22 protein-coding genes and 1 pseudogene are annotated in these 21677 nt (G+C 66.1%); 11 read left to right on the forward strand and 12 right to left on the reverse strand.

Annotated elements, in window-relative coordinates:
• Nucleotides 1–2283 (reverse strand): LPS-assembly protein LptD, encoded by a 2283-nt coding sequence (locus tag LK539_RS16095; RefSeq protein WP_227802062.1) that lies wholly within the window; start codon nucleotides 2281–2283, stop codon nucleotides 1–3.
• A 96-nt stretch (nucleotides 2284–2379) separates the two neighbouring features.
• Here LK539_RS16095 and LK539_RS16100 point away from each other — a divergent pair, with 96 nt between their 5' ends.
• From LK539_RS16100 to LK539_RS16115, 4 genes are read left to right on the forward strand one after another with little or no spacing between them, the layout of a single operon-like run.
• Complete coding sequence (locus LK539_RS16100) at nucleotides 2380–3438, forward strand: aminoglycoside phosphotransferase family protein (protein WP_227802063.1); 1059 nt, start codon at nucleotides 2380–2382, stop codon at nucleotides 3436–3438.
• A 16-nt stretch (nucleotides 3439–3454) separates the two neighbouring features.
• Complete coding sequence (gene murU, locus LK539_RS16105) at nucleotides 3455–4177, forward strand: N-acetylmuramate alpha-1-phosphate uridylyltransferase MurU (protein ID WP_227802064.1); 723 nt, start codon at nucleotides 3455–3457, stop codon at nucleotides 4175–4177.
• Entirely contained in the window at nucleotides 4174–5526 is a 1353-nt protein-coding gene (locus tag LK539_RS16110; RefSeq protein WP_227802065.1) for an aminopeptidase P N-terminal domain-containing protein, read from the forward strand. The genes murU and LK539_RS16110 overlap by 4 nt, the downstream gene beginning before the upstream one ends.
• A complete protein-coding gene (locus LK539_RS16115; RefSeq protein WP_227802066.1) occupies nucleotides 5526–6674 on the forward strand; it encodes a UbiH/UbiF/VisC/COQ6 family ubiquinone biosynthesis hydroxylase in 1149 nt (382 codons plus the stop codon). Before LK539_RS16110 ends, LK539_RS16115 begins: the two co-directional genes overlap by 1 nt.
• 3 nt (nucleotides 6675–6677) lie before the next feature.
• Here LK539_RS16115 and LK539_RS16120 read toward each other — a convergent pair whose 3' ends face one another.
• From LK539_RS16120 to LK539_RS16135, 4 genes are all read right to left on the reverse strand, one after another.
• A complete protein-coding gene (locus LK539_RS16120) occupies nucleotides 6678–6878 on the reverse strand; it encodes a hypothetical protein (protein WP_227802067.1) in 201 nt (66 codons plus the stop codon).
• 156 nt (nucleotides 6879–7034) lie between these two features.
• Nucleotides 7035–8504: an NAD(P)(+) transhydrogenase (Re/Si-specific) subunit beta gene (locus LK539_RS16125; RefSeq protein WP_227802068.1), complete on the reverse strand. Its 1470-nt coding sequence runs from the start codon at nucleotides 8502–8504 to the stop codon at nucleotides 7035–7037.
• The gene (locus LK539_RS16130; protein ID WP_227802069.1) at nucleotides 8501–8842 is read right to left on the reverse strand and encodes an NAD(P) transhydrogenase subunit alpha; all 342 of its coding nucleotides are present in this window, start codon (nucleotides 8840–8842) and stop codon (nucleotides 8501–8503) included. Before LK539_RS16130 ends, LK539_RS16125 begins: the two co-directional genes overlap by 4 nt.
• A 34-nt stretch (nucleotides 8843–8876) precedes the next feature.
• The gene (locus tag LK539_RS16135; protein WP_227802070.1) at nucleotides 8877–9989 is read right to left on the reverse strand and encodes a Re/Si-specific NAD(P)(+) transhydrogenase subunit alpha; all 1113 of its coding nucleotides are present in this window, start codon (nucleotides 9987–9989) and stop codon (nucleotides 8877–8879) included.
• 246 nt (nucleotides 9990–10235) lie between these two features.
• Here LK539_RS16135 and LK539_RS16140 point away from each other — a divergent pair.
• Nucleotides 10236–10556: pseudogene (locus LK539_RS16140) on the forward strand (NUDIX domain-containing protein); the annotation flags it as partial.
• Nucleotides 10557–10570: 14 nt separating this feature from the next.
• Nucleotides 10571–11839, forward strand: a complete 1269-nt coding sequence (mnmA, locus tag LK539_RS16145) for a tRNA 2-thiouridine(34) synthase MnmA (RefSeq protein ID WP_373889550.1) — start codon at nucleotides 10571–10573, stop codon at nucleotides 11837–11839.
• 130 nt (nucleotides 11840–11969) lie between these two features.
• Here the strand turns inward: mnmA and LK539_RS16150 are convergent, their stop codons facing one another.
• Entirely contained in the window at nucleotides 11970–13730 is a 1761-nt protein-coding gene (locus LK539_RS16150; protein ID WP_227802073.1) for a bifunctional diguanylate cyclase/phosphodiesterase, read from the reverse strand.
• 152 nt (nucleotides 13731–13882) lie between these two features.
• Between LK539_RS16150 and LK539_RS16155 the strand changes: the two genes are divergently transcribed.
• Nucleotides 13883–14593, forward strand: a complete 711-nt coding sequence (locus LK539_RS16155; RefSeq protein ID WP_227802074.1) for a GAF domain-containing protein — start codon at nucleotides 13883–13885, stop codon at nucleotides 14591–14593.
• Nucleotides 14594–14617: 24 nt separating this feature from the next.
• On the opposite strand, the gene LK539_RS16160 is transcribed toward LK539_RS16155, so the two are convergent.
• The 3 genes from LK539_RS16160 to LK539_RS16170 are packed head-to-tail and all read right to left on the reverse strand — an operon-like array spanning nucleotide 14618 to nucleotide 16540.
• Nucleotides 14618–15016 (reverse strand): ANTAR domain-containing response regulator, encoded by a 399-nt coding sequence (locus LK539_RS16160; protein ID WP_227802075.1) that lies wholly within the window; start codon nucleotides 15014–15016, stop codon nucleotides 14618–14620.
• A gap of 12 nt (nucleotides 15017–15028) precedes the next feature.
• The gene (locus LK539_RS16165; RefSeq protein WP_227802076.1) at nucleotides 15029–15814 is read right to left on the reverse strand and encodes a 5'-3' exonuclease H3TH domain-containing protein; all 786 of its coding nucleotides are present in this window, start codon (nucleotides 15812–15814) and stop codon (nucleotides 15029–15031) included.
• A gap of 57 nt (nucleotides 15815–15871) precedes the next feature.
• A complete protein-coding gene (locus LK539_RS16170) occupies nucleotides 15872–16540 on the reverse strand; it encodes a glutathione S-transferase family protein (protein WP_227802077.1) in 669 nt (222 codons plus the stop codon).
• Between the two features lie 81 nt (nucleotides 16541–16621).
• Between LK539_RS16170 and LK539_RS16175 the strand changes: the two genes are divergently transcribed.
• Nucleotides 16622–17512: a DUF72 domain-containing protein gene (locus LK539_RS16175; RefSeq protein ID WP_227802078.1), complete on the forward strand. Its 891-nt coding sequence runs from the start codon at nucleotides 16622–16624 to the stop codon at nucleotides 17510–17512.
• Between the two features lie 39 nt (nucleotides 17513–17551).
• Nucleotides 17552–17923, forward strand: a complete 372-nt coding sequence (locus LK539_RS16180; protein WP_227802079.1) for a hypothetical protein — start codon at nucleotides 17552–17554, stop codon at nucleotides 17921–17923.
• Between the two features lie 6 nt (nucleotides 17924–17929).
• Here the strand turns inward: LK539_RS16180 and LK539_RS16185 are convergent, their stop codons facing one another.
• Genes LK539_RS16185 through LK539_RS16195 form a run of 3 tightly spaced genes read right to left on the reverse strand, consistent with a single transcriptional unit; the run spans nucleotide 17930 to nucleotide 20370 of the window.
• The gene (locus LK539_RS16185) at nucleotides 17930–18280 is read right to left on the reverse strand and encodes a DUF6587 family protein (protein ID WP_307729112.1); all 351 of its coding nucleotides are present in this window, start codon (nucleotides 18278–18280) and stop codon (nucleotides 17930–17932) included.
• Nucleotides 18228–20108: a ferrous iron transporter B gene (locus LK539_RS16190; protein ID WP_227802081.1), complete on the reverse strand. Its 1881-nt coding sequence runs from the start codon at nucleotides 20106–20108 to the stop codon at nucleotides 18228–18230. Before LK539_RS16190 ends, LK539_RS16185 begins: the two co-directional genes overlap by 53 nt.
• A gap of 4 nt (nucleotides 20109–20112) precedes the next feature.
• The gene (locus tag LK539_RS16195) at nucleotides 20113–20370 is read right to left on the reverse strand and encodes a FeoA family protein (RefSeq protein WP_227802082.1); all 258 of its coding nucleotides are present in this window, start codon (nucleotides 20368–20370) and stop codon (nucleotides 20113–20115) included.
• 213 nt (nucleotides 20371–20583) lie between these two features.
• On the opposite strand from LK539_RS16195, the gene LK539_RS16200 reads away from it, so the two are divergent.
• Together LK539_RS16200 and bfr are read left to right on the forward strand one after the other, a co-directional pair.
• The gene (locus LK539_RS16200; RefSeq protein WP_227802083.1) at nucleotides 20584–20793 is read left to right on the forward strand and encodes a bacterioferritin-associated ferredoxin; all 210 of its coding nucleotides are present in this window, start codon (nucleotides 20584–20586) and stop codon (nucleotides 20791–20793) included.
• Between the two features lie 243 nt (nucleotides 20794–21036).
• A complete protein-coding gene (gene bfr, locus LK539_RS16205; protein ID WP_027866505.1) occupies nucleotides 21037–21507 on the forward strand; it encodes a bacterioferritin in 471 nt (156 codons plus the stop codon).
• Nucleotides 21508–21677 lie beyond the last annotated feature (170 nt).

Consider the following 21677-nt stretch of genomic DNA (forward strand, 5'->3'; position numbering starts at 1 on the left):
TCAGGGACGCCCCACATTGGTGTTCAGCTGCGTGTAGCCCGGGACGCCTTTGCTGAACGCCTCGAGCGGGTTGCTGCCCAGGCCCAGGCGCGACAGGCCGTTGAGCTCGAGCTGGAAGAAGATCGGCGTCGAGGTGGTCTGGGCCGCGGTCACGAAACGCTGGGCGCCGAAGCGGAACACCCAGCAATCGGCCTTGTACTCGAGCCCGATGAGGCTCTCGAGCAGCTTGCCCTTCCCCACCGGCGTCGCACCGCCCACGCCGTAGGAGCGCAGCGCATAGCTCACGCGTCCGACGCCGTACCAGCGCGCCGACAGCGGCCACTGCGCCGACAGGTCGACGTTGCGGAAGCTGTCGCGCTGATAACGGTACTCGGCATTGACGACCTTCATCCGGGCCGGCTGCCACTGCATGCTCAGGTTCGAGCTGTACAGGTTGCTGCCGGTCGCGTCGTATTGTACGCCGCTATCGAAGCTCCAGGTCTCGGAAATGCGACCGGATGCCGCCAGCAGCACGTCGGAACGGCTCTGGTGCACCGGCTCGCCCGGCAGGCGCACGCGCGGCTCGTCGAAGTAGATGCGCTGGCCGAAGGCCATGCGCAGGCGCTCGGCGCCGTCCGGCTGGATGAAGCGCGACACCACGGCGGCGGTCAGCTGGTTGGCGTCCGACACGCGGTCGGCGCCGACGTAGCGGTTTTCGCTGAACAGCTGGGCGTAGTTGAAGCCGGCGCGGCCGGTGTCGAAGATCGGGAACTGGCTCTGGTCCTTGTACGGCGTCTTGACGTAGAACAGGCGCGGCTCCAGCGTCTGCGTCACGGCGCGCCCGAACAGCGACGCATCGCGCTCGAAGATCATGCCGCTATCGAGCGAGAAGGTGTTCAGGCTGCGCGAGAGATTGGTCGGGCCGGCGTATGTGTTGCGGCCCATGGTGCGGTCCAGGTCGTACCTGGTGTGGTGGCTGATGACTTTCGGCGTCACGAACCAGCCCGGGCGCACGATCGGATAGCTGACCTGGGCCACGGCGACGGCGCGGTTGCCGCGCACCCACTCGGGGTGCCAGAAGCTCACGGCCTCGGCATCGAAGGCCCAGTCGAAGCCCTTGACGTCGAAGCGGCCGGCGTGGAAATTAATCTGGGGCAGGCGGTCGTAGGGCCGCGGCACCGTCAGGCCGTTGGTCGGCGTCGCGGCCGGGTCCTGCAGCACCTGGTAGTTCTGGGCGCGTGCGGACAGGCTCCAGTATTGGCCGACGACGTCGGTGCGCACTTCGCGCAGCAGCTGGCGCTCGGCGCTGACCGCCACCGTGCGCGAGAAATCGCTCGGGTATTCGTCGTCCGAGGCCGCGTGCAGGTTCCAGCCGTAGGACCAGTTCGGCGCCAGCGACTGGGTATGGACCGAGTCGACGCGCCAGCGGTCTTCGCCGGTCTCACGGTCGTGGCGCAGGCCTTCGATGTGGGTCTCGCCGTTGTAGGCGCCGCGCTCGGTCACGCCGAGGTAGCGCCCGGTGGCGCCCAGCTGCAGGCCGCGGTCGAGCATCAGGCGCGGGAACACCGTCAGGTCGCGGTTGGGAGCGATGTTGAAGTAATACGGCACCATCACCTCGGCCTTGCCCTTGGCGCCGAAGCCCATGGTGGGCGCCAGCCAGCCGGAGCGGCGCGCGCCCGACAGCGAGAACGACAGGGCCGGGGTGCCGAGGATCGGCACGTCCTTGAAGTAGATGACGGTCTTGCCGGCCAGGCCGACGTCGCGGCCGCTGTCCAGGCGCAGCGTGCTGGACTTGAGGTACCAGTCCGGGTCCGGGCCGTCGCAGGTGCTGTAGGTGCCGTCGCGCACCAGCGCCACGTCCTCGCCGAGGAAGTCGATGCGCGAGGCATTGCCCTGCGCGTTATTCAGCTGCAGCCGGTATTCCGGACGCAGCACATAGCCCTTGCCGGTCTCCAGGTTCAGCTGCAGCTCGTCGCCCTTGTAGCGGTCGCCGAAGCGCCACATGTTGACGTTGCCGACGGCCGTGACCTGGTCTTCGACGACCATGTAGCAGGCGGTATCGGAGCTCAGGCGGGTCTGGCCACGTGTCAGTTCGACATTGCGCTCGAGGTTCAGCTGGCGGTCGGGACGGCCGCTGATATCCTCGGCGCGAATCGTGATCGGCAGGTCCTGCTCATTCGGGTGTGGCGCGGGCGGCACAGTCTGTGCGTACAGCGGCGCCGATGTGGCAATGGCAGCGCTCGCCAATACATACAGTGCGCGCGCCTGCCGCGGGGGAAATGGGTGGGCCGAAAACCAGCTCATGGAGAATCTAGGTACGCCATAAAGGGCGGTATTTTTGGAATGAATCCCTTATTATATGGGAACTTACTCAACCAACCGGATTCATCAGGCCGTTTCATGTCTTCTTTGTATCAAAATTCATCCACTTCCGCGGACAAGGACGCACGCCTGAAAGGCTTGACCGAATGGCTAGTCTCGACCGGCCTGGTGGACGTGGAAAGCGGCCGTCCGGCATCCTCGGACGCCAGCTTCCGCCGCTATTTCCGTTACGACGTTGTTCCTGAGATGCAGGAGAAACTGGGCGCGACCCTGGTGGCGATGGACGCCCCGCCCGAGCGCGAGAACGTGCCGGCCTTCATCCACGTGCAGGGCCTGCTGATGGACGCCGGCGTCACGGTGCCGGCGATCGTCGCGCGCAAGGTCGACAGCGGCTACCTGCTGCTGTCCGACCTCGGCACGACCACCTACCTGCAGCGCCTGGACTCGGACAATGCCGCCTTCATGTATTCGGATGCGGTCGATACCCTGCTCAAGTTCCAGCTGGCCAGCCAGCCGGGCAAGCTGCCGGAATTCGACCGCGCCTTCGTGCTGCGCGAGATGAACCTGTTCCCGGAGTGGTACATCAACCGCCACCTGGGCGTGACCCTGGATGAGAAGCAGCAGGCGCAGCTGGACAAGGTGTTCGAGGCGATCACCGCCAACGTGCTGGCCCAGCAGCAGGTCACCATGCACCGCGATTTCCATTCGCGTAACCTGATGTGGCTCGAACAGGGCAACCCGGGCGTGCTCGATTTCCAGGACGCCGTCTACGGCCCGGTCACCTACGACCTCGCTTCGCTGCTGCGCGACGCCTACATCCAGTGGGACGAAGAGATCGTGCTGGACTGGGTGGTGCGCTACTGGCAGAGCGCCAAGCAGGTCGGCCTGCCGGTGAACCCGGACATCGACGCCTTCTACCGCGACTTCGAATTCATGGGCCTGCAGCGCCACCTGAAGATCCTCGGTATCTTCTGCCGCCTGAACTACCGCGATAGCAAGCCGATCTACATGGGCGACCTGCCGACGGTGATGGACTACGTGCGCCGCACCGCCAACCGCTACACCGAACTGAAACCGCTGATCCGCCTGCTCGACGCGCTCGAGGACAAGGCGCCGTCGGTCGGCTACACCTTCTGAGGACGATTCCCTTCTCATGAAAGCCATGATTTTCGCCGCCGGCCGCGGCGAGCGCATGCGCCCGCTCACGGACGCCTGCCCCAAGCCGCTGCTCAAGGTGCGCGGACGGCCGATGATCACCTACCACGTGCTCAACCTCGTGCGTGCAGGTATCACCGAGATCGTCATCAACCACTCGCACCTCGGCCACATGATCGAGGAAGAGCTGGGCGACGGCAGCAAGTACGGCGCCCGCATCGTCTATTCGCACGAGCCGACCCCGCTGGAGACCGCGGGCGGCATCGCCAACGCCCTGCACCTGCTGGGCGACGAGCCTTTCCTGGCCGTGTCGGGCGACATCTACGCGCCCTACTTCGATTTCTCGCAGGTGGTCGACGTCCTCAAGGACAAGGACATGCTGGGCATTCCCTACCCGCCGGACAAGCGCGACATCGCCTGGCTGTGGCTCACGCCCAATCCCTGGCACAACCCTGACGGCGACTTCGCCCTCGACATGTACACGCTGAGGAACGACGGGCCGACCAAGTGGAACTTCGCGGGCATCGGCGTCTACCGTCCCGAGATGTTCGACGGGATCAAGGCGGGTGAATTCGTCAAGTTCGGCCCCCTGATGCGCAAGTTCATCGAAGAAGGCCGCGTGGGCGGCGAGCTGTACGACGGCCTGTGGGTCAACGTCGGCACCGCGCGCCAGCTGGAAGAACTGAACGCGCCGCTGGGGGCGGCCAAGACGGGCTCATGACCGTCGTCGCCCCCGCCGTCAGCGCCTGTATCGAACGCCGTGCGCGCCTGGCCGCGCGCATGGAGCCGGGCGCGGTCGCGGTGCTGGCCACCGCCCCGGAAACCCTGCGCAACGGCGACAGCGACTACCCCTACCGCCACGACAGCTATTTCTACTATCTGAGCGGCTTTGCCGAGCCGGAGAGCGTGCTGGTGCTGGTCGCGCCCCTTGGCGAACAGCCGGCCCGATCGATCCTGTTCTGCCGCGAGAAAAACCCCGAGCGCGAGATCTGGGACGGCTACCGCTACGGCCCGGAAGCGGCGCGCATCGCCTTCGGCTTCGACGAGGCCTGGCCGATCGGCGAACTCGATGCGCAGATGGCGAAGATCCTGGCCAACGTCCCTGCGCTGTACTACGCGCTCGGCCACAGCGCGGCACTCGACGCGCAAGTGAGCGGCTGGCTCAAGGCGGTACGCGCCCAGGGCCGCAGCGGCGTCGCGGCGCCTGCCTCCGCCCACCACCTGCCTGGCATCCTCGACGAAATGCGGCTGCTGAAGGACGCCGGCGAGCAAAGCCTGATGGGACGTGCCGCCAGCATCGCCGCTGGCGCCCATGCACGCGCGATGCGCTTCACCCGGCCCGGCGTGTTCGAGTACGAGATCGAGGCCGAGCTGCTGCACGAATTCCGCCGCAACGGCGCCCAGTTCCCGGCCTACACCCCGATCGTCGCGGCAGGCAGCAATGCCTGTGTCCTGCACTACAACCAGAACAACAGCCAATGCCGCGAGGGCGAGCTGGTGCTGGTCGACGCCGGCTGCGAACTTGACGGCTACGCCTCGGACATCACGCGTACCTGGCCGGTGAACGGCCGCTTCAGCGCGCCCCAGAAAACCTTGTACGAGCTGGTGCTGCAGGCGCAGGAGGCGGCGTTTGCCGCCATCGTCCCGGGCCCCCCCTACAGCGGCATGCACGAAGCCGCGGTGCGGGTGCTGGCGGCGGGCATGCTCGACCTCGGGCTGATCGACAGGAACAAATACGGCTCGCCCGAGGACGCCATCGCCGACAAGGCGCATTTGCAGTTCTACATGCACGGCACCGGCCACTGGCTCGGCATGGACGTGCACGACGTCGGGCCCTACCGCGACATGACGCAGCCTGATCGGCCTTCGCGCCCCCTGCTGGCGGGGATGGCGCTGACGGTGGAGCCGGGCATCTACGTGCGTCCGGCCGAAGGCGTGCCGGAAGAGTATTGGAATATCGGCATCCGCATCGAGGACGACGTCATCGTTACCGCGGACGGCTGCCGCGTGCTGTCCGGCGACGCGCCGAAGGGCGTGGCCGAGATCGAACAGCTGATGGAGAAGCACTGATGGCGGACGAGGTCCTGGATATCGATGTGGCGATCTGCGGCGCCGGCCCGGTGGGCCTGGCGCTGGCGGCGCAACTGGTGCGGCGCGGCGCGGATGGCAAACGCGTCGCCCTGATCGACGCCAAGTCGCTGGGCCAGGCGATCACGGATCCGCGCTCGATCGCGCTGTCCTGGGGCAGCGTGCAGCTGCTCGAAGAAGTGCGGGCCTGGCCGCTGCCGGCCACGCCGATCCACGAGATCCACGTCTCGCGCCGCGGCCAGCTGGGCCGCAGCCTGATGGACCGCGCCGAGCACAGGCTGCCGGCGCTGGGCTATGTGGCGCGCTACGGCGACGTGGTCGACGCGCTGGCGCGCGCCTGCGACCAGGCCGGCGTGCAGACGCTGCGTCCGGCCCGTGTCGACGCCTTCGACGAACAGGCCGACCGCGTCCACCTGGTGCTGGACGACGGCCGCCGCGTTTCCGCGCAGGTGGCCGTGCAGGCCGAAGGCGGCGTGTTCGGCCAACAGGACAGTTGCGCCCAGCAGCGTGATTACGGCCAGACCGCCCTGATCGCGCGCGTGAGCGTGAGCGAGCCAGTGGCCCACCGCGCCTTCGAGCGCTTTACCGACGAAGGCCCGCTGGCGCTGCTGCCGCAGGACGGCGGCGACGGCCATCAGTACGCGCTGGTGTGGTGCATGCGGCCCGAACGCGCTACCGACATCCAGCTGCTCGACGACGACGCCTTCCTGGCCCGCCTGGGCGAGGCTTTCGGCGCCCGCCTTGGCAAGTTCACTGCTGCTTCGCCGCGCGTGGCCTTCCCGCTCGGCCTGAACGCGGAAGCGCGCGCCACCGGCCGTACGGTCGCCATCGGCAACGCCGCGCAAACCCTGCATCCGGTCGCCGGCCAGGGCCTGAACCTGGGCCTGCGCGACGCCGCCGTGCTGGCGCGCCAGCTGGCCAGGGGCGCCACGCCAGACGCGGTCGACGCCTTCATGTCCGAACGCGCGCAGGACCGTCGCCTCACCATCTCCCTCACCGACACCATGGCGCGCGCCTTCACCGGCGGCGGCCCGCTGCAACCCCTGCTGGGGCTGTCGCTGGCGGCGCTGGACCTCGTCAAGCCCGCCCGCCTGTTGCTGGCCGACCTGATGATGTTCGGCCGCCGCTGAGCGCTAGCGGGGCAGTCGCTCGACAGTGTTGCGCCTGGGCGTGGCGTCTTCGTGGAACAGGTCGGCCAGGTATTCGGCCAGGTCGTCTTCGCCCACGCCTGGCGGAATGATGAAATCGGCTGGCCGGCGCGTGCCGTCATTGCCCGGATAAAAGGCCTGCCAGGTCCCCGGCTGCCCCTGGACCGCCACCAGCCTGCCAAACACATTGAACCTGATTTCTTCATCTTCAAATAAATGGGGTCAGGGTCGACGTTGGCCAACGACCCGGGATCAGTTGAGGAGGCGCCTCGTTTCCTGCAGACGCGACTGATCGCAGAATCACGGCAAACAATCCTACCCTGACCCGCATTCTCCGGGTGATTATTCGACGGCCTTGACCATGGCCTCGATCACCTTCTTCGCGTCGCCGAACACCATCATCGTGTTCGGCTGGTAGAACAGTTCGTTGTCCAGGCCGGCATAGCCGGAAGCCATCGAGCGCTTGTTGACGATGATGCTCTTGGCCTTGTAGGCCTCGAGGATCGGCATCCCGGCGATCGGCGATTTCGGATCCTTGGCGGCCGGGTTGACCACGTCGTTCGCGCCCAGCACCAGCACCACGTCGGTCTGGCCGAACTCGCTGTTGATGTCTTCCATTTCAACCACCTGGTCGTAGGGCACTTCGGCCTCGGCCAGCAGCACGTTCATGTGACCCGGCATGCGGCCCGCCACCGGGTGGATCGCGTAGCGCACCTGCACGCCGTGCTCGATCAGCTTGTCGACCAGTTCCTTCACCGAGTGCTGGGCGCGCGCCACCGCCAGGCCGTAGCCGGGAACGATGATCACGGATTCGGCATTCTGCAGGATGAAGGCGGCGTCGTCGGCCGAGCCGGACTTCACCGGGCGCTGCTCCTTGGCCTCGCCCGTATCCACGGACGCTTCGCCGCCGAAGCCGCCCAGGATCACGTTGAAGAAGGAGCGGTTCATCGCCTTGCACATGATGTACGAGAGGATTGCGCCGCTCGATCCTACCAGCGAGCCGGCGATGATCAGCATCGAGTTGTTCAGCGAGAAGCCGATGCCCGCCGCCGCCCAGCCCGAGTACGAGTTCAGCATCGACACCACCACCGGCATGTCGGCGCCGCCGATCGGGATGATGATCAGGACGCCCAGCAGGAAGGACAGCGCGGCCATGATGATGAACGGCGTCCAAGCAGGCGCGACGCCGTCGGCGAAGCAGAACACCAGTCCCAGCGCGATGATCGCGAGCGCCAGCACCAGGTTCAGGATGTGCTGCCCGGCGAAGCGCACCGGCGCGCCCTGGAACAGGCGGAACTTGTACTTGCCCGACAGCTTGCCGAAGGCAATCACCGAGCCCGAGAAGGTCACGGCGCCGACAAAGGTGCCGATGAAGAGCTCGAGCCGGTTGCCGAAGGGGAGCGGGGTGTCGCGGGTGGCGATGTTGAAGGCCCAGGGCTCGGACACGGCGGCAATCGCGATGCACACTGCCGCCAGGCCGATCAGCGAGTGCATCGCCGCCACCAGCTCGGGCATCTTGGTCATCTCGACCTTTTTCGCGGCCACCGCACCGATCGCGCCGCCCACCACCACGCCCAGCAGGACCAACGTGAAACCCATGCCGCTACCCGCTTCTCCGCTGACCTTCAGTTCCGCCTGCAGCTTGAACATCAGGGCGATGGTGGTGAGCACCGCGATCGCCATGCCGGCCATGCCGAAGGTGTTGCCGATGCGCGCCGTCGAGGGGGAGGACAGGCCTTTCAGGGCCTGGATGAAGCAGACCGACGCCACCAGGTAGAACAGCGTCACGACATTCATGCTGATGAAGTTCATGCGCGTTCCTCCGCGCTGGCCGTCGCGGCGGCCGCTTCGGCGGCGCGCTTCGGTTCCTTCTTCCTGAACATCTCGAGCATGCGGCGCGTGACCATGAAGCCGCCGAAGACGTTCACGGCGGCCAGCGCGACCGCCAGGGTGCCGGCCACCTGCCCCGCCAGGCCTTCGGTGAGGCCGGCGGCCAGCATGGCGCCGACGATGATGATGGCCGAGATCGCGTTGGTCACCGCCATCAGCGGCGTGTGCAGCGCGGGGGTGACGTTCCAGACCACGTGGTAGCCGACGTAGATCGCCAGCACGAAGATGATCAGGTTGATGATGGTGTGGCTGATGTCCATGCTTCGCTCCTCGTCTTTGTTCTTATGTCCGCACTCAGTTACGCAAGACAGCACCGTCCGCACAGACCAGCGTGGCGCGCACGATCTCGTCCTCGCGGTCGATCACGAACCGGTCTTCCTTGTCGATCACGAGCTTCAGGAAGTCCAGCACGTTGCGCGCGTAGAGCGCCGAGGCGTCGGCCGGCACCAGCGCCGCCAGGTTCGGTTCGCCGATGATGTGCACCCCGTGCTTGATGACCGTTTGCCCCAGCTCCGTCAGCGGGCAGTTGCCGCCCTGTTCGACCGCCATGTCGACGATCACCGAGCCTGGTTTCATCGCCTTGACCGTCTCTTCGCGGATCAGCACGGGCGCCTGGCGCCCCGGGATCAGGGCGGTGGTGATGATGATGTCGGCCTGTCTGGCGCGTTCGTGCACCAGCGCCGCCTGGCGCTGCATCCACGCCGCCGGCATCGGACGCGCGTATCCGCCCACGCCCTTGGCGATCTCGCGCTCCTCGTCGGTCTCGTAGGGCACGTCGATGAACTTGGCGCCGAGCGACTCGACCTGTTCCTTCACCGGCGGGCGCACGTCCGAGGCTTCGATCACGGCGCCCAGGCGCTTGGCGGTGGCAATGGCCTGCAGGCCAGCCACGCCGACGCCCATGATCAGCACGCGCGCGGCCTTGACCGTGCCGGCCGCCGTCATCAGCATCGGCATGAAGCGGCCGTAGGTGTTCGCGGCCAGCATGACCGCCTTGTAGCCGGCGATGTTGGCCTGGCTCGACAGCACGTCCATCGACTGCGCGCGCGTGATGCGCGGCGCGGCCTCCAGGGCAAATGCGGTGATGCCGGCGGCGGCCAGCGCGGCCAGGTTCTCGCTGTCGAAGGGATTGAGCATGCCGACCAGGACGCTGCCGGGGCGCATGCGGGAGCGCTCGGCGCCATCGGGGCTGCGTACCTTGAGCACCATGTCGGCGCCCAGTGCGCTCGCGCCATCGACGATGGCGGCGCCGGCCGCTTCGAACGCGGCATCGGGGATCGATGCCCTGACGCCGGCCCCGGCCTCCACCTGGACCTGGTGGCGCGCGGCCAGCTTCTTGACGGTTTCGGGAGTTGCAGCAACGCGGGTCTCGCCCGGCCTGGTCTCGGCCGGTATGCCAATTCTCATGTTCCCTCCGTTCAGTGGACACATCTGTCCACAATCTACCATGTAATGACAGCATTGCTAAACAACAAATACTAAAAAATCAATATTCCATTGTCGCGAAAACGGGAAAGCGGAGCCAGTCGCACGAAGCGCTTGTTTGCAAAGAATCAAGGCCATTTAACGACAGGCAAGCGCACCGTAGTGGGCATGGATGAGCAGAGGTGCCCGCTGTCAAGGTAGAATGTCGGCTCATTTTCAAGGACGCGCATGACCGATATCTTCAAACCATCCGTTACCGTTGCCGCGATCATCGAGCGCGATGGACGTTTCCTGCTGATCGAGGAAGAGACGAGCGAAGGCGTGAAGCTGAACCAGCCGGCCGGGCACCTCGATCCGCACGAGTCGCTCGAACAGGCGGTGGTGCGCGAAGCGCTCGAAGAGACCGCCCACGAATTCATCCCGACCGCGCTGGTGGGGATGTACATGTCGCGCTACCATTCGAAATCGCGCGGCACCGATGTCACCTACCTGCGCTTCACCTTCTGCGGCCACGCCGGCCGCGAGCTGGACCAGCCGCTCGACGAGGGCATCCTGCGCACCTTGTGGATGACGCGCGACGAGATCGCTGCCACCGCCGACCGCCACCGCAGCCCGATCGTGCTGCAGTGCGTGGACGACTACCTGGCCGGCCATCGCACGCCGCTGCACCTGCTATACACTCACCCATCGGTCTTCGAGGGCGGGATTTAAAGAATACGGAAACTGAAATGAGCAAGAAAAAAGTCGTGATCGGGATGTCGGGCGGTGTCGACTCCTCGGTCGCGGCGTGGATGCTGAAGGAACAGGGTTACGAAGTCATCGGCCTGTTCATGAAGAACTGGGAAGACGACGACGACTCGGAATACTGCTCGACCCGCCAGGACTGGATCGACGCGGCCAGCGTGGCCGACGTGGTCGGCGTGGACATCGAGGCCGTCAACTTCGCTGCCGAATACAAGGACCGCGTGTTCGCGGAATTCCTGCGCGAGTACCAGGCCGGCCGCACGCCGAATCCGGACGTGCTGTGCAATGCCGAGATCAAGTTCAAGGCCTTCCTCGACCATGCGATGAAGCTGGGCGCCGACCTGATCGCGACCGGCCACTATGCGCGCGTGCGCGAGAACAACGGCCGTTTCGAGCTGCTCAAGGCATTCGACCACACCAAGGACCAGAGTTACTTCCTGCACCGCCTGAACCAGGCCCAGCTCTCGAAGTCGCTGTTCCCGCTGGGCGAAATCCCGAAGACCGAGGTGCGCAAGATCGCCGAACGATTGAAGCTGCCCAATGCCCAGAAGAAGGACTCGACCGGCATCTGCTTCATCGGCGAACGCCCCTTCCGCGAGTTCCTGAACCGCTACCTGTCGCACAAGCCGGGCCCGATGAAACTCGACACCGGCGAAACCGTGGGCGAGCACATCGGCCTGTCCTTCTATACGCTGGGCCAGCGCAAGGGCATCGGGATCGGCGGGCTGAAGTCGCGCAAGAACGCGGACGGCACCAGCGAGCCGTGGTTCGTGGCGCGCAAGGACGTCGCCAGCAACACGCTCTACATCGTGCAGGGCCACGACCATCCGTGGCTGCTGTCGCCGCAGTTGGAAGCCGGCCAGGCCAGCTGGATCGCGGGCGAAGCACCGGCCACGGGCAGCCGGCTGTCGGCCAAGACCCGTTATCGCCAGGCCGACGTGGCCTGCACGGTGGGTGCGGCCGGGGGCGAACGTTTCGCCCTGTCCTTCGAGGAAGCGCAGTGGGCAGTCACGCCGGGGCAGTCGGCCGTGCTGTACGACGGCGATGTGTGCCTGGGTGGCGGCATCATCGATTCGAACGCTGCCTGATATCGTAGGGTGGGCGGGGGAATTTAGTCCAGTGGACTAAATTCCCGCCCACGCGGTCAGCCAACAGCGAGATGGTCGTTTCGAGTTTCGACCACCAGCGATCACCGCGTGGGCGGCGAAGCCGCCCACCCTACCGCGCCGCCAACCACGCAGCCAGCGCCGTCGGCGCCATCGGGCGCCCGTAGAAGTAACCCTGCGCCTCGTCGCAGCCCGCCTCGCGCAGCAGCGCCGCCACTTCCGCCGTTTCCACGCCTTCCGCCACCACCCGGTGGCCGAGGTCGTGCGACAGCTTGATCATGGTCGTCACCAGGGCGCGCGTGCGCTCGTCCTTTCCCATGCCGCGCACGAAGGACTGGTCGATCTTGACCACGTCGGCCGGCATGTCCTGCAGGTAGGCCAGGCTGCTGTAGCCGGTGCCGAAATCGTCGATCGCGATCTTCACGCCGCCTTCGGCCAGGCGCGCCATGGTGTCGTGCGCCGCTTTCGGTTTGCGCATCAGCGCGCTCTCCGTCATTTCCAGCGCCAGGCTGGCCGGGTCCAGGCCGTGGCGCGCCAGGCCGTCGAGCACGCGGTCGCTGAAATCCGGTTCTTCGAGGTTCACCGCGGACACGTTGACCGCGACCTGCAGCGCCACGCCTTCATTACGCCATGCCGCCAGCTGGCGCATGGCCGCTTCCAGCACCCATTCGGTGGTGGCGCGCGCCAGCGAGGTGGTCTCAGCGATCGGCATGAATTCGCCCGGCCCGATCGGCCCCGCCTCCGGGTGGGTCCAGCGCAGCAGGGCTTCCGCACCGAGGCAGCGGCCGTCGCGCAGGCTGACCTTGGGCTGGAAGACCAGGTGCAGCTCGTCCGGCTGCGCCAGCGCGCGACCGAGTTCGCTGATCAGCCAGAAGCGGTGGCGGTAGGCGGCGTCCTGCTCGGGCGAGTACACGCGCAGGCCGGATTCCGCATCGCGCGCATCGTGGGCGGCGCTGTGCAGGTTGCGCAGCACGTCGAGCGGCGCGTCCTGGCCGACGGCAAAGCGCACCAGGCCGACGGTGGAGGTGGTGAGGAAGCCGGTCTGGCCCATCGGCGTGCGCTCGGCCACCCAGGCCATCAACAGGCTGCTGAAGCGCACCAGCGACATGCCGAGCGGCGCCAGGAAAGCGAACTGGGTGGGGCCGACGTGGTAGACCTTGCCGCCGCCAACCAGGCGGCGCAGGGCCGGCACGGCGCCGCTCACGATCTCGTCGAGCCAGGTGCTGCCCATCACGCGCATCGCATCGCTCAGTTCTTCGGGCGTGGCCAGGCTGACCAGCGCGGCCAGCTGGGGTTCGCCTTCGGCCGCGGCCAGGGACAGGTCGCGCACGTCGCTGACGAACTGGTTGCGGTTGGGCAGGCCGCTGACCGGGTCGATCCGGCCCAGTGCATGCTGCAGTTCGATCTGCGCCATCACCATGGCCGCCAGGTCGGCGAGCGTGGTGCGCTCGGCCTCGGTAACGGCGCGCGGCTCGGTGCCCAGCACGCACATCGCCCCCAGGCAGTGGCCGGCCTTGGTCACCAGCGGTGCGCCGAGGTAGAAGCGGATCCCGCCGGCGGCCAGCGGGCTGTCGCGGAAGCACTCGCTCTCGAGCAGGTCGGGCACTTCCAGCATCCGCCCGCTGTCCGCCACCGCGGCGCAGGGCGCCTTCATGCGCGGGATGGCGTTGTGCTCGACGCCCACCTTCGACTTGAACCACTGGCGGTCGGTATCGGTCAGCGAGACGGCGGCAATCGGCAGCTGGAACAGCTGGGCGGCCATGCGCGTGATGCGGTCGAAGGCTTCGCTCGGCGCGGTATCGAGCAGGTTCAGCTGGCGCAAGGCCTCTAGCCGGACGGTTTCGTGGTGGGGCAGGTCATACGGTGCGTTCATGGGGCGGCCTTGTCAGTCGCACACCCATCAGGCGCACGTATTTATTGTAAATGACGATTATAGACCTATTCTTGGGCAGAATGATGCATTGCGTCAATTGTTTTCGCTATTTGATGCGCATTTTCATCAAATATTGTCGAGCTTCGGGTAGAATGACAACACTGACTACCAATGACGAAGACATGAGCAAGGACGATCCGGTCCTGACGACCCGCGAAGCAGCCGAGCTGCTGGGGGTGGCCGTCAGCACTGCGCAGATATGGATGGAAAGCGGGGCCCTGCCGGCCTGGAAGACGCCCGGGGGACACCGGCGCGTGCGCCTGAGCGCAGTGGAGCAGCTGCAGGCCCAGCAACAAAGGGGGGCTGCGCCGCCGGCGCCCACCCTGCCCGCTTCCGGCGCGTCGGCGCCCGCCTTCCAGCCGCCGTCCAGCCACGTGCTGCTCGATACCCCGCCGGAGGAAGTCTTCGACCGCCTGGTGCGGCTGGCGGCCTGCGTCACGGAGTGCCCGATCGCGCTGGTCACGGTACTGGCCGGGCAGCGCCAATGGTTCAAGGCGCGGGTCGGGACCACGCTGCAGGAAACGCCGCGCGAGTGGGCCTTCTGCAACGGGGCGCTGGCCAGCGGCGCGACCTTCGTGGTGGGCGATGCGGCCAGCGACCCGCGCTATGCCGCCAACCCGCTGGTGACGGGGGCGCCGCACGTCCGCTTCTATGCCGGGGTGCCGCTGGAAGATGCGCAAGGACGCCGCTTTGGCACCCTGTGCGTGCTGGATCGCGAGCCGCGCCGCCTGCGCGAGCGCGAGCTGCGCGCGCTGCAGGAGCTGGCGCAGATCGCGTCGGAAGAAATGAAAAGGCGCGGCTGAGCGATTGCCCCGGCTGCGCTGCTCTCAGCCGGCGTCGCCGGACGCGGCCTGCTGCTTGCGCACCACTGCGATCACGGTATTGCGGATGGTCTTGAGCACGGCGTCAGCCTTGAAGGGTTTCACGATGAAGCCATGTACGCCGCGCGCCAGGGCATCCTGGATGGCACCGGCGTCCAGCGTGCCCGACACCATGAAGACCATCGCCTTGGGCAGCTGGGCACGCAATTCCTCGACCACGCGGCTGCCATCCTCGACCTGTTCGCGTGCGATGCAGACGATCTGCGGGCGGTGCTTGAGCGCCTGCACCAGCGCCGCGTGGCCGGTGTGCGTCTGCGCGACGACGTCATAGCCGCCGTCCAGCAGCACGGTGTTGAGCAGGCCGCGCGAAATCGCACTGCCGTCCACGATCAATGCCTTCAGCATCGTCTCTTTCCTTCAATGTGATTCATAGGCCAGCATGTTCCAGGTGACGCCCAGGCGCACGTCGAGTTTCAGCGCCACCAGGCAGCGCGAGATCTCGAGTATCTCACGCTCGGCGCGCAGCCTTTCGCCCAGCGGCGTCTTGAGGATGCCGGCGCCGGCCACCACGGCGTCCAGGCTGCCGTAGGCATTGAGCAGGCGCGCCGCGGTCTTCATGCCGATCTTCGAGACGCCCGGCACGCCGTCGGTCTGGTCGCCCATCAGCGCCAGCAGGTCATGCAGCAGTTCCGGCGCCACCCCGAAACGCTGGCGCACCCAGGCATCGTCATGCCACTCGTTCTTGAAGTGGTCCCACACCAGCGCGCCGTGCGCGATCAGGACGTGCAGGTCCTTGTCGGTGGTGGCGACGATGGCCTCGCCGCGCCCTTCGTTCAGCCAGCGCATCACGCCGGTGGCGATCACGTCGTCGGCCTCCACGTCGGGCACGGCCAGCACCTGCAGGCCGGCCTGGCGCAGGCGCTCGTGAAACTCCGGCAGCGCCTCGCGCAGCGGCGCCGGCATCGCAGCGCGGCCCTCGCGGTAGCGCGGATACAGCGTGTGGCGCCAGTTCGGGCCGCCGTAATCGAAGGCGGCCAGCACGTGGGTCGGCGCATGCGTTTCGAGCACGTTGCGGAAGGACGAGAAGGCGTGGCGCAGCGCGATGCTCGCCTTCAGGTCGGAGTCGGGCTCGGGGCTGGCTTCGTACACGCGGCGCACGATGTTCAGGCCATCGATCGCGAGCAGCTTTCCCTCTTTACTCATGGTGGTGCAGGGTCAAGGATGGTGGCGGCGCCATGATAAACCGGGCGCCGCACGCGGTCATGCGTAATCGTACTTGCCGCCCCGTTCGAGCGCGCGCGCATAGGCCGGGCGCGCATGGATGCGCTGGAGGAAAGCGCTCAGCTTCGGATACTGGCTGCCCAGGCCGCCGCGCGAGGCGGCCGCTTCCAGCGCAAAGCTCATCTGGATGTCGGCGGCGCTGAATTCCTCGCCGGCGAACCAGGTGGACTTGCCCAGCTCGGCTTCGAGGAAATCGAGCTGGCTGCGGATGTTGGGCAGCACGAAGCTGTCCTTGACCTTGCGCGCGATCGAGCGCGCGATCGGCTTGGCGAAGAAAGGCATGCGGCTGTTCTCGACCTTGTCGAACACCAGCTTCATGAGCAGCGGCGACATGGCCGAGCCTTCCGCGAAGTGCAGGAAATAGGTGTAGCGCAGGCGTTCCGGCGTGCCGGCTGCCGGCACCAGGCGCCCGTTGCCATAGCGGCCGGTGAGGTATTCGACGATGGCGCCGGATTCGGCCACGACCAAGCCGTCGTCCGTGATCACCGGCGACTTGCCGAGCGGGTGCACGGCTTTCAGTTCGGGCGGGGCCAACATCGTCTTGGGGTCGCGCTGGTATTTCTTGATCTCGTAGTCGAGCCCGAGTTCCTCGAGCAGCCACAGGATGCGCTGCGAGCGCGAATTGTTCAGGTGATGGACGACGATCATGGGCTTTGTGCAAGAGTTCGACAGGCCGCCAGCTTAGCATGTTGTGCGCCTGCCAACGGACCCGGCCGCTATCCTTGTGCCATGAGCGGATCGGTTTACATCGGCATTTCCGGCTGGCGCTACGTGCCGTGGCGCGGCGTGTTCTATCCGAAAGGGCTGGCCCAGCACCGCGAACTCGAATACGCGGCCGGCCAGCTGCCGAGCATCGAGATCAACGGTTCCTTCTATTCGCTGCAGCGGCCCGAGAGCTATGCCGCCTGGCGCGACGCGACGCCGCCCGGCTTCGTGTTCGCGGTCAAGGGCAACCGCTTCCTCACCCACATGCTCAAGCTGAAGGACATCGAGGGGCCGCTGGCCAACGTGCTGGCTTCGGGCGTGTTCGAACTGCGCGACAAGCTCGGTCCCTTCCTGTGGCAGTTCCCGCCGGTGGTGAAATTCGATCCCGTACGCTTCGAACACTTCCTGTCGCTGCTGCCGCAGGATACCGATGCCGCCCTCGAGCTCGCGCGCCAGTACCAGCCGCGCATGGAGGGCCGGGTCTCGCTCGAGGCCGGACCAACGCGCCCGATGCGCCATGCGGTCGAGATCCGCCACGAGAGCTTCATGGACCCGGCCTTCATCGCCATGCTGCGCCGCTATAAGGTGGCCCTGGTGGTGGCCGACACGGCCGGGCGCTGGCCGCTGTGCGAGGATGTCACCGCCGACTTCGTCTACATTCGCCTGCACGGCGACAAGGAACTGTATGCGAGCGGTTACGAGGACGATGCCATTGCCGCCTGGGCCGCGCGCATCCATGCCTGGCGCAACGGCGGACAACCGGAGGGTGCACGCCTGGTCTTGCCCGCGGCGGCGGCGAAGGCCAAAGCGCGCGATGTCTACTGCTACTTCGACAACGACATCAAGGTGCATGCGCCCTATGATGCGAAGAGGCTGATCGCGGCTGTGGACGCGCTTGCGGGAACGAATGGCTGACTTCGCGGTCTACCCTGCTCTATCCGACAGGAGGCGACCATGATGTTGAAATCCCTCGGTACCGTCCTTGGCGCGCTGTTGCTGTCCGGCGCCGCCCTGGCCGACAGCGCCCCGCTGCGCACCGTCGACGGCGTGCTGGTCAATACCGCCGGCATGACGGTCTACACCTACGACAAGGACACGCCCAATAGCGGCGCCAGCAGCTGTACCGGCAGCTGCGCCCGCAACTGGCCGCCCGTACTGGCCGACGGCGCGCCGCCCGAGCCCTACTCCATCGTCACGCGCGCGGACGGCCGCAAGCAGCTGGCGTACAAGGGGCGGCCCCTGTACACCTTCGTGAAGGACAAGAAAGCGGGTGAGAAGACGGGCGACGGCGTCGGCGGTGCCTGGCACGCCGTCGCGGGCGACTAGAAGCAGTTAGCGCCGTTCGTGGATCTGAATCACCTTGCCGTTGCCCTTGCCGGGCGGCGGCGCGGGCTTGGCCGGCCCGCAGGTATTGCAGCTGCTGCAGCCACTGCTGCCGCTGCTGTCGCTGCCGCAGCTGGCCGAGGTGTCCAGCCACTTCACGAGCCAGGCCGCCGGAGCCGACTGCCCGCCGTCTTTCGACAGGCGATGCACGATCGCGCGGCGCCAGCTCTCGGGCAGGTACTTCGCGCCGATATACAGCACGGCCAGCGCGACGATGATTGCTGTCACCAGCTCCTGCCACATGGGGTCAAGCTCCCGTGAAATACAGCGCCAGCCGGTAGACGATGAAGGCGGCCACATAGGCCAGGCCGAACATGTAGCCGGCCATGATCCAGGCGTAGCGGCGGCTGCCCGTTTCGCGCGCCACAGTGGCCAGGGTCGGCAGGCAGTGCGGCGCGTAGACGTACCAGGTGAGCAGCGACAGGCCGGTGGCCAGCGACCACGACTGGGCAATCAGCGGCGCCAGGGTGGTGCCCACTTCATCACCGCCCGACAGCGCATACACCTGGCCCAGGGCGCCGACCGCGACTTCGCGCGCGGCCATGCCGGGCACCAGGGCGATCGCGATCTCCCAGCCGAAGCCGATCGGGGCCAGGATGACTTCGAGGGCGCGGCCGATCATGCCGGCCACGCTGTAGTAGACCGGCGGATGGGTCGCGCCTTCCGGTGCGCCCGGAAAGCTCGACAGCACCCACAGCAGGACCATCATGGCCAGGATCAGGGTGCCGACCCGCTTCAGGAAGATCTTGGCGCGTTCCCACAGGCCGGAAGCCAGGGCGCCCGGCTGCGGCCAGTGATAGGCTGGCAGTTCCATCATAAGCGCATGCTGCTTGTAGTCGCTGCGGCGCTTCATGAACCAGGCCACCGCCATCGCGCTCAGGATGCCGGCCATGTACAGCACGAACAGCACCAGGCCCTGCAGGTTCATCAGGCCGGCCACTTCGCGGTCCGGGATGAAGGCGGCGATCAGCAGGGCGTACACGGGCAGGCGCGCCGAGCAGGTCATGAGCGGCGCGATCATGATGGTCACCAGGCGGTCGCGCGGATTCTGGATGGTGCGCGCGGCCATGATGCCGGGGATGGCGCAGGCGAACGAGGACAGCAGCGGCAGGAAGGCGCGGCCCGACAGGCCGACGCTGCCCATGATGCGGTCCAGCAGGAAGGCGGCGCGCGGCAGGTAGCCGACGTCTTCCAGCAGCAGGATGAAGAAGAACAGGATCAGGATCTGCGGCAGGAAGACCAGCACGCTGCCGACGCCGGCGATGATGCCGTCCACGATCAGGCTGTGCAGCACGCCTTCGCCGAGCAGGAGGCCGACCTGTTCACCCAGCATGCCGACGCCCGCCTCGATCAGGTCCATCGGCGTACCCGCCCAGCTGAACACGGCCTGGAAGATCAGGAACATCAGGGCGGCCAGGATGACCGGGCCGAGCACCGGGTGCAGCACCACGTTGTCGATCTTCTCGGTCAGGTTGCCGCGGTCGGCGCCGGCGGAAACGGCGAGGCCGAGGATGCGGCGCACTTCGCGCTGGGTTTCCTCGACCGGCACCGCGTCGAGCGCCGACAGCGGATTCGGTGTTACCGGCGCGCCGAAGTTCATGCGGTCGAGTTCGGCCAGCAGGGCGCCCTCGCCGCCGGCCTGGATGGCGACGGTTTCCACCACCGGCATGTCCAGTTCGCGCGAGAGGATGGCGGTATCGATCGCGATGCCGCGCTTCCTGGCGACGTCGACCATGTTCAGCACGAGCACCATCGGCAGGCCGAGGCGCTTGAGTTCGAGCACCATGCGCAGGTTGAGGCGCAGATTGGTGGCGTTGACCACGCACAGGACGGCGTCGGGCGCTGATTCGCCCGCACGCAGGCCGGCCACCACGTCGCGCGTGATGGCTTCGTCCGGCGTCTGGGCGCTCAGGCTGTAGGCGCCCGGCAGGTCGAGCACGCGGAATGCCCGGCCGCCGGGCGAAGTGAAGCTGCCTTCCTTGCGTTCGATGGTCACGCCGGCGTAGTTCGCGACCTTCTGGCGCGAACCGGTCAGGCGATTGAAAAGCGCGGTCTTGCCGCAGTTGGGATTGCCGAGCAGTGCGACCAGGGGCGTGCGCGACGCCACCTGTTGTTCCATGACACCCATCCGCTTATTCCGGCTTGATCGACACGAGGGCCGCTTCGAAGCGGCGCAGTGCGAAGGTCGACTCGCCGACCTTGACGGCCAGGGGGCCGCCCAGCACGCGCTTGAGCACGCGGATGCGCTCGCCCGGCACGAAACCGAGTTCCATCAGGCGGCGCTGGACGTCGAAGCCACCCTGCTGCGCAGGCGGCGCCAGGTGGATCACGGTGCCGCTCTGGCCGGGCAACAAGGCGTCGAGCGTGGTGAGGGAAGGAGCTAAGGTCATGGTCGCGTCCAGTAGGTGTAGCGCTGATGAGACAGATACTTAGCATCATAAACCTAAATGCGAATTATTTCTATTTGCGCTTTGATCACAGCGCGAAGAAAGCGCACACAAATGCGAAATTCCTGTTGCAAAGGCGGTCGAGTTTACGGAGAATAGCAACACGAATGAGATTGATTCTCATTTAAATGCCAAGTTATCAAGGAACCCGAAGCGATGATCGTTTGTGTCTGCAACAACATCTCCGACCGTGAAATCCGCCAGGCGGTCGACCTCGGCATCACCTCGGTGGCCGAACTGCATAAGGAACTCGGCGTCGGCACCATGTGCGGCAAGTGCGTCAGCTATGCACGTGAAGTCCTCCACGAACACATCGAGAGCAAGACCGTCATCACCGAAGTGCGCCGCGTCCCGCAGGCCGCCTGAAGTCTTGCCGAACATCTCTGCTGCCCCGCAATGCGGGGCTTTTTTTTGCCCTTCTACCCGGCCTGCGCGGAGAACTGAGAAGCGTTTTCAGAACGGATTGAGAACGCTTGTCATTTCGGCCGATCTTTACGATTTTCCGCGCATTTCGCAGGCTTTTTTCGGTGTTTTACGCGCTTTTGGACCAAATTCCGGCGGCTTGTTTGTTATCATGGAGCCCATTCAAAAACATCAAGGGCATCCCACATGAAAGGCGACCAGAACGTTCTTCGTCTGCTCAACGCGCAGCTGACCAACGAACTCACCGCGATCAACCAGTACTTCCTGCATGCACGCATGTACCGGCACTGGGGCTTCGGCAAGCTGGCCAAGAAAGAGTACGACGAATCGATCGGCGAGATGAAGCACGCCGACAAGCTGATCGACCGCATCCTGATGCTCGACGGCCTGCCCAACCTGCAGGCGCTGCACAAGCTGCTCATCGGTGAATCGACGCAAGAGATGCTGGAATGCGACCTCAAGCTCGAGCGCGCGGCCCAGGTGACGGTCAAGGAAGGTATCGCGGCGGCGGAAGCGGCGGCGGACTACGTGACGCGCGACCTGTTCCTGATGATCCTCGAGGATACCGAGGAACATATCGAGTGGCTGGAGACGCAGCTGGACCTGATCGTGAAGGTCGGCATCCAGAACTACCTGCAGAGCCAGATCAGCGAGTAAGCCTGACCGGACATCCTGAAAAAAGGGCCTACTTGTGAACTGACCCCCAAAAGTTGGACACAACTTTTGGGGGTTTTTCATGACCAAGTACAGTGAGCAATTCAAGCTCGCGGTTGTCCAAGACTATCTAGCCGACAGCTCTATTGGGTATCGTGGGATCGCGAAGCGGC

Origin of the sequence: Massilia sp. IC2-476, from assembly GCF_020707295.1 — a bacterium.
Lineage (GTDB): Bacteria > Pseudomonadota > Gammaproteobacteria > Burkholderiales > Burkholderiaceae_D > Telluria.

Excerpts from the sequence above, each read along its gene's own strand:
- LK539_RS16095 (WP_227802062.1), bottom strand. The coding sequence starts at position 2,283 with ATGAGCTGGTTTTCGGCCCACCCATTTCCCCCGCGGCAGGCGCGCGCA.
- LK539_RS16100 (WP_227802063.1), top strand. The coding sequence starts at position 2,380 with ATGTCTTCTTTGTATCAAAATTCATCCACTTCCGCGGACAAGGACGCA.
- murU (WP_227802064.1), top strand. The coding sequence starts at position 3,455 with ATGAAAGCCATGATTTTCGCCGCCGGCCGCGGCGAGCGCATGCGCCCG.
- LK539_RS16110 (WP_227802065.1), top strand. The coding sequence starts at position 4,174 with ATGACCGTCGTCGCCCCCGCCGTCAGCGCCTGTATCGAACGCCGTGCG.
- LK539_RS16115 (WP_227802066.1), top strand. The coding sequence starts at position 5,526 with ATGGCGGACGAGGTCCTGGATATCGATGTGGCGATCTGCGGCGCCGGC.
- LK539_RS16125 (WP_227802068.1), bottom strand. The coding sequence starts at position 8,504 with ATGAACTTCATCAGCATGAATGTCGTGACGCTGTTCTACCTGGTGGCG.
- LK539_RS16130 (WP_227802069.1), bottom strand. The coding sequence starts at position 8,842 with ATGGACATCAGCCACACCATCATCAACCTGATCATCTTCGTGCTGGCG.
- LK539_RS16135 (WP_227802070.1), bottom strand. The coding sequence starts at position 9,989 with ATGAGAATTGGCATACCGGCCGAGACCAGGCCGGGCGAGACCCGCGTT.
- LK539_RS16150 (WP_227802073.1), bottom strand. The coding sequence starts at position 13,730 with ATGAACGCACCGTATGACCTGCCCCACCACGAAACCGTCCGGCTAGAG.
- LK539_RS16155 (WP_227802074.1), top strand. The coding sequence starts at position 13,883 with ATGACAACACTGACTACCAATGACGAAGACATGAGCAAGGACGATCCG.
- LK539_RS16160 (WP_227802075.1), bottom strand. The coding sequence starts at position 15,016 with ATGCTGAAGGCATTGATCGTGGACGGCAGTGCGATTTCGCGCGGCCTG.
- LK539_RS16165 (WP_227802076.1), bottom strand. The coding sequence starts at position 15,814 with ATGAGTAAAGAGGGAAAGCTGCTCGCGATCGATGGCCTGAACATCGTG.
- LK539_RS16170 (WP_227802077.1), bottom strand. The coding sequence starts at position 16,540 with ATGATCGTCGTCCATCACCTGAACAATTCGCGCTCGCAGCGCATCCTG.
- LK539_RS16175 (WP_227802078.1), top strand. The coding sequence starts at position 16,622 with ATGAGCGGATCGGTTTACATCGGCATTTCCGGCTGGCGCTACGTGCCG.
- LK539_RS16180 (WP_227802079.1), top strand. The coding sequence starts at position 17,552 with ATGATGTTGAAATCCCTCGGTACCGTCCTTGGCGCGCTGTTGCTGTCC.
- LK539_RS16185 (WP_307729112.1), bottom strand. The coding sequence starts at position 18,280 with ATGTGGCCGCCTTCATCGTCTACCGGCTGGCGCTGTATTTCACGGGAG.
- LK539_RS16190 (WP_227802081.1), bottom strand. The coding sequence starts at position 20,108 with ATGGGTGTCATGGAACAACAGGTGGCGTCGCGCACGCCCCTGGTCGCA.
- LK539_RS16195 (WP_227802082.1), bottom strand. The coding sequence starts at position 20,370 with ATGACCTTAGCTCCTTCCCTCACCACGCTCGACGCCTTGTTGCCCGGC.
- LK539_RS16200 (WP_227802083.1), top strand. The coding sequence starts at position 20,584 with ATGATCGTTTGTGTCTGCAACAACATCTCCGACCGTGAAATCCGCCAG.
- bfr (WP_027866505.1), top strand. The coding sequence starts at position 21,037 with ATGAAAGGCGACCAGAACGTTCTTCGTCTGCTCAACGCGCAGCTGACC.